This window comes from Leptotrichia sp. oral taxon 847 (assembly GCF_001553645.1).
In the GTDB taxonomy this organism is placed as follows: Bacteria; Fusobacteriota; Fusobacteriia; order Fusobacteriales; family Leptotrichiaceae; genus Leptotrichia.
The window spans coordinates 1,771,465-1,784,755 of record NZ_CP014231.1 but is presented as its reverse complement, the minus strand read 5'-3'; the positions used below and the strand labels follow the sequence as shown (position 1 = coordinate 1,784,755).

Annotated in this window: 14 protein-coding genes; all 14 read right to left on the bottom strand. The window is 29.8% G+C overall.

Annotated elements, in window-relative coordinates; all coding sequences use genetic code 11:
- Positions 1-7 precede the first annotated feature (7 nt).
- The 14 genes from mutS to AXF11_RS08255 all read right to left on the bottom strand — a co-directional run bounded on the left by mutS (position 8) and on the right by AXF11_RS08255 (position 13,209).
- Positions 8-2,701 (bottom strand): DNA mismatch repair protein MutS, encoded by a 2,694-nt coding sequence (gene mutS, locus AXF11_RS08320; protein WP_068157025.1) that lies wholly within the window; start codon positions 2,699-2,701, stop codon positions 8-10.
- A gap of 71 nt (positions 2,702-2,772) precedes the next feature.
- On the bottom strand, positions 2,773-3,123 hold the full coding sequence (locus tag AXF11_RS08315) for an arsenate reductase family protein (protein ID WP_068157022.1): 351 nt from the start codon (positions 3,121-3,123) through the stop codon (positions 2,773-2,775).
- 47 nt (positions 3,124-3,170) lie between these two features.
- Complete coding sequence (uvrB, locus tag AXF11_RS08310; protein WP_197416820.1) at positions 3,171-5,153, bottom strand: excinuclease ABC subunit UvrB; 1,983 nt, start codon at positions 5,151-5,153, stop codon at positions 3,171-3,173.
- Between the two features lie 56 nt (positions 5,154-5,209).
- On the bottom strand, positions 5,210-5,962 hold the full coding sequence (locus AXF11_RS08305; protein WP_068157014.1) for a tetratricopeptide repeat protein: 753 nt from the start codon (positions 5,960-5,962) through the stop codon (positions 5,210-5,212).
- Positions 5,963-6,157: 195 nt separating this feature from the next.
- Positions 6,158-6,949, bottom strand: a complete 792-nt coding sequence (locus AXF11_RS08300) for a tetratricopeptide repeat protein (RefSeq protein ID WP_068157010.1) — start codon at positions 6,947-6,949, stop codon at positions 6,158-6,160.
- Between the two features lie 103 nt (positions 6,950-7,052).
- Positions 7,053-7,490 carry a HutP family protein gene (locus AXF11_RS08295; protein ID WP_068157007.1) on the bottom strand — a complete coding sequence of 146 codons (438 nt, stop codon included), beginning with the start codon at positions 7,488-7,490 and terminating at the stop codon, positions 7,053-7,055.
- An 18-nt stretch (positions 7,491-7,508) separates the two neighbouring features.
- A complete protein-coding gene (gene aroQ / locus AXF11_RS08290; protein ID WP_068157004.1) occupies positions 7,509-7,940 on the bottom strand; it encodes a type II 3-dehydroquinate dehydratase in 432 nt (143 codons plus the stop codon).
- A gap of 18 nt (positions 7,941-7,958) precedes the next feature.
- Complete coding sequence (locus tag AXF11_RS08285) at positions 7,959-8,453, bottom strand: shikimate kinase (RefSeq protein WP_068157001.1); 495 nt, start codon at positions 8,451-8,453, stop codon at positions 7,959-7,961.
- A 13-nt stretch (positions 8,454-8,466) separates the two neighbouring features.
- A complete protein-coding gene (locus AXF11_RS08280; protein WP_068156997.1) occupies positions 8,467-8,655 on the bottom strand; it encodes a DUF4250 domain-containing protein in 189 nt (62 codons plus the stop codon).
- Between the two features lie 15 nt (positions 8,656-8,670).
- Positions 8,671-9,483 (bottom strand): hypothetical protein, encoded by an 813-nt coding sequence (locus tag AXF11_RS08275; RefSeq protein WP_068156991.1) that lies wholly within the window; start codon positions 9,481-9,483, stop codon positions 8,671-8,673.
- 18 nt (positions 9,484-9,501) lie between these two features.
- Positions 9,502-10,350, bottom strand: a complete 849-nt coding sequence (locus tag AXF11_RS08270; protein WP_068156989.1) for a hypothetical protein — start codon at positions 10,348-10,350, stop codon at positions 9,502-9,504.
- 28 nt (positions 10,351-10,378) lie between these two features.
- Positions 10,379-11,197, bottom strand: coding sequence for a shikimate dehydrogenase (gene aroE / locus AXF11_RS08265; protein WP_068156987.1), 819 nt, complete (start codon positions 11,195-11,197; stop codon positions 10,379-10,381).
- Between the two features lie 91 nt (positions 11,198-11,288).
- Entirely contained in the window at positions 11,289-11,996 is a 708-nt protein-coding gene (locus AXF11_RS08260; protein ID WP_068156985.1) for a pseudouridine synthase, read from the bottom strand.
- Between the two features lie 31 nt (positions 11,997-12,027).
- Positions 12,028-13,209, bottom strand: a complete 1,182-nt coding sequence (locus AXF11_RS08255) for a chorismate mutase (RefSeq protein ID WP_068156982.1) — start codon at positions 13,207-13,209, stop codon at positions 12,028-12,030.
- Positions 13,210-13,291: the final 82 nt, after the last annotated feature.

The window sequence follows — 13,291 nt, the reverse complement described above, 5'->3', positions numbered from 1 at the left end:
TTTTCTCCTAATTATTTTTTATTTTTTCTTTTAATTCAAACAGAAACTTCATTGCTTCCATCGGAGTTACATTATCTACATCATAATTTTTAATATTAAAAACAATTTTTTGTAAATTTTCCTTTTCTCTTTCGATGTTTTCTTTTTCTTTTTTTATTTCACTAATTTTTTCTTCATAAAAATCATTTTCTATTTCTGATTTTTTCTCAAACTCACAAGTTTCTTCACCGACTTCATCAATTTCCCCATTCATAGAAAAAAGCGACAGTTGTTTTACATCTATCGTCTTTTCTATAAGCTCCTTTTTTTGCTCCAGTCTCTTCAAAAGTTTTTTCCCTTCGCTCAAAATTTCTTTAGGAAGCCCCGCAAGTCTTGCCACTTCAATTCCATATGACTTATCAGCTCCACCTTTTACAATATTTCGTAAAAACATAACTTTTCCATCTTTTTCATCAACTTCAATCCGATAATTTTTTATATTTTTAAATTTGGACGCAAGATCAGTTAGTTCGTGATAATGTGTTGCAAAAACAGTTTTTGCGCCAATCTTATCGTGAATATAAATTGATATCGCTGTGGCAATTGAAATCCCGTCAAAAGTGGAAGTTCCTCTTCCTACTTCATCCAAAATTACAAGGCTATTTTTTGTCGCATTATTCAAAATATTTGAAACTTCACTCATTTCCACCATAAACGTACTTTGCCCAGATAAAATATCGTCTGATGCACCAATTCGAGTCAGATATTTATCCACAATTGAAAGTTTTGCACTCTTAGCTGGGACGAATGAGCCAATCTGAGCCATTATTGAAATTAGTGCAATTTGTTTCATATAAGTTGATTTTCCTGACATATTAGGACCTGTCAAAATTACAAAGCTCTCCATTTCACTTAAAAAAGTGTCATTTGCAACGTAGTCATTTCTACCAATAAGTTTTTCCACAACTGGATGACGTCCACCAATTATTTCAAAATCATAATCTTCACAAATTTGAGGTCTTACATAATTATTTTCAGTTGCAACTACCGCAAAAGATACAACTACATCAAGATAAGAAAGTATTTCTGAAAGTCTTGCCAAAATATGCCTTTTTTCTTTAATCTTACCACTAATTTCCTTAAAGAGATGATATTCCAAATCTTCAATTTTAGCTTTTGCATTAATAATCGTATCTTCATATTTTTTGAGTTCTGGGGTTACGAATCTTTCTGAATTTGTAAGAGTTTGCTTTCTAATATAACTTTCTGGAACCAAATCTAGATTTGACTTTGTAATTTCGATAAAATAACCGAACACTTTATTGTACTTTATCTTCATATTTTTTATTCCAGTTTTTTCTTTTTCCCGTTTTTCAATTTCCAAAAGAAAATCTTTTCCAGAGTTCATGATATTTCTAATTTCGTCAAGTTCACGATTAAAGCCTCTTTTTATAATATTTCCTTCCCGCACAGAAAACGGTGCATCTTCATTTATGCTCTCTTCAATTATTTGAAAAATTTCAGAAAGTTTTTTTGAATCTATTTCATTAAAAAAATCATATTCTTTTAGTAAATTCATAATTTCAAGCGATGATTTTATTGTCTTTTTCAGTGCCACCAAATCTCTTCCATTTTCATTTCCAAAAATTATTTTTCCAACTAGCCGCTCTAAATCATAAACTTCTTCCAAAATTTCCCGTAAATCTTCTCTTAGTAAAATATTTTCCAAAAAACATTCCACATCATTTTGTCTTTTCTCGATTTTTTCTGCCGAAAGAAGCGGATTATTTATGAATTTTTTTAAAAGCCTTGTCCCCATAGAAGTTTTACATTTATCCAGTACCCATAAAAGTGAGCCATAAACAGTCTTTTCTCGCTGATTTTTTATAAGTTCCAAATTTTTTTGCGTAATTGAATTAATTTCTGCATAATTTGAAATATTTATAAATTCCATTTTTTCAACTGTAAGCTCACTTCCAACCTGCATTTCCATCACATAGTCAAGCGCCATTGCAGCTGAATTTATAATAACTTTTTTATTTTTTATCCCATAACTTTCAAGAGATACGACTTTAAAATAATCAGTTAAAAACTTTTCACTATCCCTAACTTTTGTCGCAAAAGTTACAAGAGAATCATTTTTTTTCGTAAAATCATCCATTTTTTCTTTTATAACTCTGTAAAATTCTTCCGTTAATAAAATCTCTTTAGGCTCAATTTTATTAAGCTCATTAAATAATTTTATATAATGTTTATCTTTTTCAATCTCAGCAACTTTAAATTCCCCAGTTGTTATATCAATATATGAAATCCCGATTTTATTATTTTCTTCCAATATACTCATCAAATAATTATTACTTTTTTCGTCCAAAGATTCGATGTCCATAACTGTTCCTGGCGTTATAATGTTGACAACTTCCCGTTTTACAATTCCTTTTGCCGTTTTAGGATCTTCCACTTGTTCACAAATCGCAACTTTATAACCTTTTGCAACCATCTTAGAAATATATGAATTTGCCGAGTGAAACGGAATTCCAGCTAATGGTACATCCATCCCCTTTTCCCTATTTCTTGAAGTAAGCGTTAGTCCCAGCTCTTTTGAAGCCGTAAGCGCATCTTCAAAAAACATCTCATAAAAATCACCTAGTCTAAAAAACAATATACAGTCACGAAAATTTTGTTTAATCTCTCTATATTGCTTCATCAGCGGTGTCTGTGCCATATTTATAAACCTTCTTTCATTTTTACTGTTTCATTATTAGAGTATATCACAGTTTACTTGCTTTTTCAATTTTAAAAAAATTTCCCCCATTCATTTTCTTTAAATCCAACCAAGACAAAATCACTTCCAATAACGAGTGGTCTTTTAATAAGCATTCCATTTGAACAAAGCAGTTTTAACTGCTCATCTTCTGACATATCAGCTAATTTATCTTTTAATTTCAATTCTTTATAAACAAGTCCGCTCGTGTTAAAAAATTTTTTTAGCGGTAATCCACTTTTTTTATAAATTTCTTTCATTTCTTCAAATACTGGCGGCTGCTCTTTGATATCCTTTTTTTCACATTCAACATTATTTTCTTTGAGCCATTTTAACGCTCTTTTGCAAGTTGTACATTTTGGATAATGGTATACTTTTATCATTTTTTTCACTCTCCTAATTTATTTTTATTTAATTTTTTTATTTTGATTTATAATTCCATCAAAACTTTTTTTAACTCGTTCATCTTATCCCTTACTTTAATTGCCTCTTCAAAATTAAGCTCTTCGGATAATGTTTTTATTTCTTTCTCCAATTTTTTCACTTCTTTTTCAATTTCTTTTATATTTTTATAATTTTTAGCGACTTTTTTAATTTCTTCCTCTTTTTCTAATTCGTAGTCAACTAGCGCTGCGTCAATTTTTCTTTTTATTGATTTTGGATTGATTCCATTTTCCTTGTTGTACTGCTCTTGAATTTTTCGTCGTCTTTCCACTTCAGTTATTGCTTCCTTCATGCTGTCAGTCATTCTGTCAGCGTACAAGATTACACTTCCTTCCACATTTCTTGCTGCTCTTCCCATTGTTTGAATAAGCGATCTTCTCGAACGCAAGTATCCTTCTTTGTCAGCTTCCAAAATTGCAACAAGCGAAACCTCAGGAATATCAAGTCCTTCTCTCAAAAGATTTATTCCAACCAAGACGTCAAATTCACCTTTTCTAAGTCCTCTTATTATTTCGGTTCTCTCAATCGTATCAATGTCCGAGTGCATATATTTTATTTTTATCCCGTAGTCCAAATAATAATCTGTGAGCTCTTCTGCCATTTTTTTTGTAAGCGTTGTAACGAGAACTCTTTCTTTTTTAGCGACTCTAACCTTGATTTCATCCATCAAATCATCAATTTGATTTTCAGTTGGACGAATGTCTATACTTGGCTCAACAACTCCTGTCGGACGAATTAACTGCTCCACGATTTCCCCTTTGGACTGCTCTATCTCATAATCACTTGGAGTTGCTGAAATATACACTGCTTGCGGAACTTTTGCAAAAAACTCTTCAAATTTTAGTGGTCTATTGTCGTAGGCACTCGGAAGCCTGAATCCATTTTCAATAAGCGAATGTTTTCTTGCTCTATCCCCTTTATACATCCCATTTATCTGCGGCACGGAAATGTGCGACTCATCCAAAAATACGACTAAATCATCAGGAAAGTAGTCAATCAGCGTATCAGGCTCTTCTCCGGCATTTTTTCCAGTCAAATATCTCGAATAATTTTCTATTCCTTTACAGTAACCGATTTCTTCAATCATTTCCAAGTCATATTTTGTACGCTGCTCTATTCTCTGAGCTTCAATTAATTTATTTTCAGCTCTAAATTCGTGAACTCTGTCTTCCATTTCCTTTTTTATTTCCAAAAACATCTTTTGGGTGTCTTCTGTTGTCAAATAGTGTGTCGCCGGCATTATCGTAAGCCTTTTTATCTCTCTAATTTTCTGCCCTGTCAGAGGATGTATTTCAAAAATATTCTCCAAATCATCACCAAAAAACTCAAATCTGTAAGCGGTGTCTTGATAAGACGGATACAAATCCAAAATATCCCCTTTCACACGAAATTTAGAACGCTCAAAAGAAATATCGTTTCTTTCGTATCTAAGTGAAATAAGCCTTTTTATAAGCTCATCCCGCTCAATTCCAGTTTCTACATCAATTGGAATTGATTTTTCTTTATATGCTTCTGGCGACCCCAAACCATAAATTGCTGAAACTGATGCGACAATTATGACATCTCTTCGATTCAAAAGTGCTGCGGTTGCCGCATGACGCATTTTGTCAATCTCATCGTTAATTGACGAATCCTTTTCAATGTATGTATCCGTTGCCATAATATACGCTTCTGGCTGATAATAGTCGTAATACGAAACAAAATATTCCACAGCGTTTTCTGGAAAAAAGTTTTTATATTCGTTATAAAGCTGTGCTGCCAAAGTTTTGTTAGGTGCCATAATCAGCGCTGGCCTATTTATTTTTTCAATGACATTTGCAACTGTAAATGTCTTTCCAGACCCCGTCACCCCAAGCAGAATTTGATCTGTAATCCCATTTTCCAAATTTTCCACAATCTTTTCAATCGCTTTTGGCTGATCTCCGGTCGGACTAAATTCCGAATGTAGCTTAAAATCCAAATTTATCACCTCTTTTTATTTTAAAATACAATTTTAAATTTTCTCAACCTCAAAAAATATCTTTTTTATTTTGCTTTTTTAATATAATCTAAATTTTCTTTTAGACTTTTTTGTAATTCCAAGTTATCTGAATAATCGCTTGATTTTTTAATCAATTCCAAGCCTTTTTCCAGCCATTTTTTAGCATTTTCATAATCGCCTAGCGCAATGTAATCTACAGCTAAATTGTTGTACGCCCACAAATCCCCTTTTTTTATAGAAGCTAAATACCATTTCATAGCTTCCTTCTGATTTCCTTCGTTATCAAAAATCACTCCCAATTGATTTTCTGAAAAACCGCCTTCATCAGTTTTAACAGCTTTTAAGTACCACTCTTTTGCATTCTTATAGTCTTCCAAATATGAATATGCAAACCCCATCCAGTAATAATTATCGGGATTATCTGCTACTTTTGCGTATTCCTTATAGTATTTTATCGCTTTTGCATAATCTTCCAACTCAATATAGTTATACGCCAAATTTGAGATTGCAATTAGACTCCCTTTATCAATAGCTTTTAAATACCACTTTTCAGCTTCTTTATAATTTTCTTCATCGTCATACAAAGTGCCTAACATATTTAAATAACCAGCATCATCTGGAAACTCATTCAAATATTTTGCAATTAAACTTTTTTCAGTTTTTGCATCTTTCTTTTCATACGCTTTATTTATTTGACTTTCCAGTTTTTCTTTTTCCTCTTTCGCCATTGCCGAAAATCCTTGAACTCCTAAACCTAAATTTATAGCTATTAACAATAAAATAAAATATTTTTTCATCCTAAATTTTTCCTTTCCTGTAATTTATTCTACAAAATAAATTTTTATCTCACATAATATTTTTTATTTTTATAAACGAAATAAAATATTTGGGGATAAATAAAAAATATTAGAATTTAAAATTTATCCCTAAAATTTTTAATTTTTTTGATTTTAAAATTTTTTCTAATTTTATAAATATCAATCAGAACAAATTTAATTATTTTTAACACTCTTAATCATTTCCTGTATCTCTTTTACCTGCTCTGCATTTTTTTCTTTTTTCGCTGTTTCAAGAGCTTTTGTCATCCATTTTAAAGCTTTTTCTTTATCTCCCAGCATCTGATAAAGAAAACCTAAATTTGCTTGGCCTCCTGAATTTCCTTTACTTGCTGATTTTAAAAACCACTTTTGAGCCTCTTTTTGATTTCCTTCATCGATATAAATCTGCCCCAAAATATTTTCTGAAAGACCGTCCTCATCATAAATATACGATTTCAAAAGATTTTTTTTAGCTTCTTCAATATTTTCTTCCTTATAATTTAAAATGCCTAAGATATAGTCTTTTAAGCCTTTCTGATTGTCAAGAATTTCATTAAAATCTTTATCACTAACTTGTTTTAAACATTTTAACGCATTTTTTGTATCTTCAGCTCCCAAATATATTAATCCGATTATCAGTTTCACATCCTGTTTTTTCCCGTTTTCATCAAAAAATGGATATTTTTTCTGCAATTCCACAGCTTCATTAAACTCTTTTTCAGCTTCACTATTCCTTTCCATATCAATATAAATCATTCCTAACATTATTTTTAGAAAAACCGATTTCTCAGGATTTTCCAAAATTGATTTTTTTAATATTGATATAGCCTTCTCATTATTTCCTCTATCAAGTTCTTTTGTTACTTCAGCCTCTATCTTATCTAACACCTTCGAATTTGCAAAAAAATTTTGTGCTCCAAAAGTTAAATTTGATAAAATTATCAAAAAAATTAATATTTTTCTCACTAATAAACACCTCTTTTACTTTTTTATTTATCTATATTTTTTAAGTTAAGTATTTTTTATTACCAAAAAAAGCTCACACTAATGCAGTTTGAGCTTTCACTTTTTATTTTTCATTTTCTAAGATAGAAATTGAACGATGTGCAACCGAAGTTATGACTTCATTAAACTGTAAAATTCCAACGCTCAAAAAAATGGCGACTGACAAGTGTTCTCCAGAACGTGCAATTCCTATTTTCCCACCGACACTAAGTCCATTTATGATTGTTTCAATTTGACTCATAGCTTCTCGCATAGCACCAATAATTGCTCCATCGTGAACGTGCACATCCTGTATCAGATTATTTCTTTTAGCTGCGATAAGTGCATTTTCTATAAACTTAAATCTTGAGTTAGGCATAATTCCACCAACATCGACTGCTGCCGTCTTTATTCCTCTCAATTTATAACTTTTCACAAGCTCCCGTTCTTCTTCTCGGGACGAAACTGCTAATTTTAGTGCTATCCTACATATTTCCACACTTCTATTTTCTTTTTCTTCCATTTTGCAATTCCCGCTTTCTTATTTTTCTAATAACAATTTAATAGCTTTGACATAGCCGCCTTTACCTTTTCCATAAATTTGAGCGACACAGGCAGGAGAAGTTACCGATATTTTTCTAAATTCTTCTCTTTTGTGAATATCACTCAAATGAACTTCCACCGTAGGAATCTGAACTGACTTTATTCCGTCAAAAATTGCATAACTATAATGTGTAAACGCTCCTGGATTTATCACAATTCCATCGATTTTCTCAAAATAAGCCGACTGCAATATGTCAATTATTTTTCCTTCATAGTTTGACTGAAAAATTTTAATTTCCACAGCTTCATCTTTAAATTGCTTTTTTATATATTCACATACACTTTCATAAGTGTCATTCCCATAGATTCCCTTTTCACGAATCCCTAAAAAATTCAAATTAGGTCCGTTTATTATCCATATTTTTTTCATTTAATTCTCCAGCCTTTTTTATATTTTCCCTTTTAATGTCGTTACAATTCTATTCACGACGACGCTTATGTCGTCATCATTTTCTATAATAATATCAGAATATTTATGATAAAGTTTTATCCTCTCATCATACAATTTTTTTAAGTTGTCTAAATTTTTTAAAAGTGGTCGATTTTTATGATTTTCTTTTGCAATATTTTCAAGTTTTCTATTTAAAAATATCACAATTCCATTTCCTTTCACAATTTCCATATTTTTTTCTTTTTTTACCGCTCCACCGCCAGTTGAGATTATTACTCCTTCTTTTTTTGATAATTCCTCCAAATATTTAGTTTCCAACTCTCTAAAGTAATCTTCCCCATCTTCTGAAAAAATATCCGATATTTCTCTATTTTCACTCTCTTCCAAATATTTATCAGCATCGTAAAATTCAAAGTCAATTTCATTTGACAGTAAACTTCCTATTATACTTTTTCCACATGCAGGCATTCCAATTAAAATAATATTTTTCATATAATTTTTTCTCCTATTTTCGTTTAAATTGATTTTCATCTTCACTGTAATAATATCCTGCTTCTTCCATTCTTTTTAAAATTTTAATTTTATCTTTTCCGTAATAACCTGTCAAATCATCTAAATTTTTAAATTCATCTCTAAGTTTTAGATTTAAAATGCTGTAAAGTAAATTCATATCTTTTGTTTCAAAATTTATCATAATTTTCCGCTCCTATTACAGTATAATTTTTACCATTGTTTCGTCATCTTCGTCAATATCTCTTATTACGCAATTTTTACTGCTGTCTGCAAACAGAGTGTGATATTCGTCATCGTCTTTCTTTTCTATGAAGTCTCCAATTTCCACATTTTCAACACCAAGATCACCAGTCACTTCATAAATTTCATTATAAATTGTTTCAAGAAAACTTATGTCAAAAATTGTAAACAACTGTGATTTTCTATTCAATCTAAAAAAAGATTTTTCTGGAATTATAAAGTACAAAGTTGATTCATATCCCATATTTATCCCAAAAATTTCCATTCCGTACGCTTTTAATTCATAATTTAAGATCGCATATAAAATGTCGATTAATGACTCTTCGTATTTTTCTTCTTTAGATTTTATGCTTTGCCAATTTACATTAAGTTTAGATGGATCAATTCCTTTTCTTTCAACTAATTTTTTTAATCCGTCCGTGTACCCTTTTGACATAAAATTGTACAAAAAACTATCAGCATTTTTAACCAAATATTGATAATAAAAGTCTGAAAATGTTTCAATTGGCTCACTTGGTTCCTCTTCTCCAAATGTTTTAAAAATTGCTTCTTTTGGATCAAAAAAATATTCTCTTCTAGCGTTTATATAATCTACTAGCTTTTCCCCTTCCAAAACTTCCGCCGCAAAGTCATCTAATTCATTGTATATTCTAAAATCAAAATTATTACTATTTTGTGAAATTTCCATATCGGTTGCTTTTACAAAAGTCGAAGTTTCATCTGGCTGTATGAGACTATCCATTCCATAAACTTTGTCTTTTTCACTCATTTTAAAATCTTCCTTTCCCTATTCTTTGCTTTTGTTGTTATTTTCTTTTTTCTCAATTGATTGCGCTATAAACTTAAGATTTGAAATATTTTCAAATTTTGCTAATTTTTTCAGTTTTTCTTTATTTTCAGCCGACAATTTTGAAGCTTCAATATATTTATCAAAATATTTATCATAATTGCCATACAATTTTCTCAATTTTTTTAAGCTGGATTTAGAACCTGCTGCCGCCTTTTTTTCGTTTGTTCCTTCCATCGCTCTTGTATTTAAAATATTTTCCAAATTTCTATATTCCTGTTCCACAAGCATTGACATCTGTCCACTCGACATCTGCTTATACTCGTCTTTTGTTTTAGAGTCTCCCACACTGTACAAATAGTCATAAATTGCATTCACATTTTGATCAATTGTCGCAGCATTTTTTTCTCCTTCCAAATATGTATTCATATTTAAGTTAAAAGTTTCTAATATCAGATATGTGTTTGTGTAGGTATAAGACTGCATATCACTTACATCCTGTAAAAAATTTCCAAACGCTCTTTTTAGAAATTTTGGATATTCAACGACATAATCACTGTAATAAGCATACATTGATCTAAAATCTGATTTTCTGTTCCCTGTCAATCTTGCAAATTCCCTGTCAAAATATCCTCTGTTCTCACGGTATAAATTTCCCATTATTTCTGCATAAACTTTGTTCATTAAAGCTGTGTTATCCGCCGCAGCTAGAGGCGTTCCATTAAAATATTTATCAAAAGTCTTTTTCTGATTTGCATTTCCTGTATCTATCATCTCTTGATTAGTTATAGAAAACCCAATATTTGCAAGACTCAAAGAAATTATTGCTACTATTATTTTTTTTATCATTTTTTTACCTTTTCCTTTCTAAAAAAAATTATTTATATAATTTTTCAGATAATCTAGTGTGTATTTTTTCTAAAATTTTTATATCATATTCTTCTTCATTCCAGATTTCTTCCGATTTTATTGCTTGTGAAATAAGCATCATAAGTCCATTTGAAATGACTTTTACACCTTTTTGCCTATATCTTTTCATAAGCACCGTTTCTTCTGGATTATAGATAACATCCACCAGAGCATTTGTGTCAATGAAGTTACTGTCGTCCAATGGACATTCATTTATATTTGGGTACATCCCGACAGGCGTACAGTTTACGATTAACTCAATATCTCTAAGTCCAGAAATTGCCGAATAATGAATTAATCTATCTCTTGTTCTTACTTTGAACGAGTCATTTTCCTTAATTGTAGCAAGATAAACATTTTGTGCACCACTGTCTATCAAAACATTGTAAATTGCTTTAGAAGCTCCACCTGTTCCAAGCACTAAAATTTTTTTTCCTTTGACATCAATATCATTAATTTTCAAAGTTTTTAAAAATCCAAAATAATCAGAATTGTCTCCAATTAATTTCCCGTTTTTATAAGTAATTGTATTTACAGCTCCAATTTGTTTTGCAATTTTTGAAATCTCGTCCAAATATTTAATCACTTCCACTTTGTAAGGAATTGTAACATTTATTCCTCTAAATTTTCCTTTTTTTATCTCTTCCACCAATTGGCTTATTTCGTTAGCTTGTCTTTCAATCATTTGATAACTTGCGTTTTTTCCAGTTAATTCAAAAAAAATTTCGTGAATTTCTTTAGAATAACTATGACCTAATTTTTCTCCCAAAAGTCCATATTTCTCCATTTCTTCTCACTTTCCAATTTTTTTTACTTTTATTTCGTCAATTATAACATATTTTTAATTTTTTTTCGATTATTTATTTTTGACAAAAAAATTAATTTAAAATAAGCTTCATTTCTTCCTCAGTTAACTCCCTGTATTCACCTAATTTCAATTTTTCAGGAAGCAGTAATTTTCCCATTTTCACTCTTTTCAAATACAAGACTTCATTTCCTATAAACTTAAACATTCTTTTGACTTGATGAAACTTCCCTTCAGAAATTGTTATAAACACTGACTTTAATTCAGTTTTTTCAATAATTTCAACTTTTGCCTCTTTTGTTACAAAATTTTCTTCCAATTTTATTCCATTTTCCAAAATCTTCTTTTTCTCTGGCGTCAGTGGTTCCTTCAATTCCACATAATATTTTTTATCGACATGCTTTTTCGGCGAGAGCAGATTGTGCGCCAAAATCCCATCATTTGTGAGTAAAATAAGTCCTTCGGTATCAATGTCCAATCTTCCAACTGGAAAGACTTTATAGTTTTTATATTTTTCGCAAAGCAAATCAACCACGGTTTTATGTTTACCATCTTCTGTTGCGCTAATAATTCCGCTAGGTTTATTCATCATTACGTAGACAAAAGGTTTATAAGCAATTTTTTCACCTTCCATTTTTATATCATCTTTAATCTCGTCAATTTGCATTTTACCATCTTTTACAATTTTTTCATTAACCTTTATTTTCCCGCTTTTTAAAATAGCTTTTACTTCTTTTCTCGTCCCAATTCCAGAATTTGCTAAAAATTTATCCAATCTCATATTTTATCCTTTTTATTTTAAATTAAATATTTTAATGATTTAATTGCAAATTATAAACTTTGTAATTTCCCAAAACCTGCAAATAATTCGATTTTTTCCTAATTCTCTCAAGTGCCATTTTCACATTTTCATTTTTCATATTTCCTTCAAAATCAATGTAAAAATAATATTCCCACGGTTTGCTCTCACGAGGTCGAGATTTTAAATTTACCATATTTAATCTATATTCATAAAAAATTTGAAGTAGTTCCACAAGCGCTCCAGCTTCATCATTTACACTTGTTACAATACTAATTTTATTACTTTTGTCAATAACAATGTCTTCATTTGAAATCACGAAAAATCTTGTATAATTTTCTTTTTCATTGTTAATATTTTCGCATAAAATTTCTAAATCATACATCTCTTTAGTCTTTTTATTCGCAATACAAGCATTTTCAATATTTTTACAATCAGAAATAAATTTTGCACTAATCGCCGTATTTGACATTTTATTTAGTTTCCAATCGTGTTTTTCTAAAAACTCTGAGCACTGCATAAACGCCTGTTCGTGCGAATAAATATTTTTTATGTCCTCAATTTTACTCCCCTTTATTCCAAGTAAATTATGTGAAATTTTGTGCTGAACTTCCCCAATTATATGAATACTTTTTTTATTAATCAAATCAATACTATCCCGTACTTCCCCCACTATTGAATTTTCAATTGGCAAAATCCCAATATCAACTTTTCCATTATTTACCGCTTCTACCAAATCTTTATGACATTTAAAGTTAAAAATATTTTTATTGCTTTCAAAATCTTTATCATTAAACTTTTTATTATTTTTAAGTAAATTTATTAAAACTTCATATGCATAAGATCCTGGAACTCCAGTATACCCTATTTTTTTATTAAAAAAATCCAAATCATTTACATATTTTGTATTACTTCCAATTTTAAACTTCTGATATTCTTTGCTGGAATTCATTATATCTTTAAGAATTATTTCAATATAATGAGATAATTCCATATTTTTTACCTTTTTTAAATTTTTTTCCACAACTTCTTTTTCACGTGTTTCATCAAAAATTTTTTTACCTGTCTGTTTTTTATATTGTGCAACTTCTCGAACAATATTAAGTCTTTCTTCCAGCAATACCACTAATTTATTATCAATCTCATCTATTCTATCCCTAATTTCACCCAAATTAAGTTTTTTACTTATTTTCACTAATTTTTCTCCCTTGCATCAAATCAATTCTTTGTCTTAATTATACCACAATTTTTTCATAAAATAAAAAAAAATGACTACT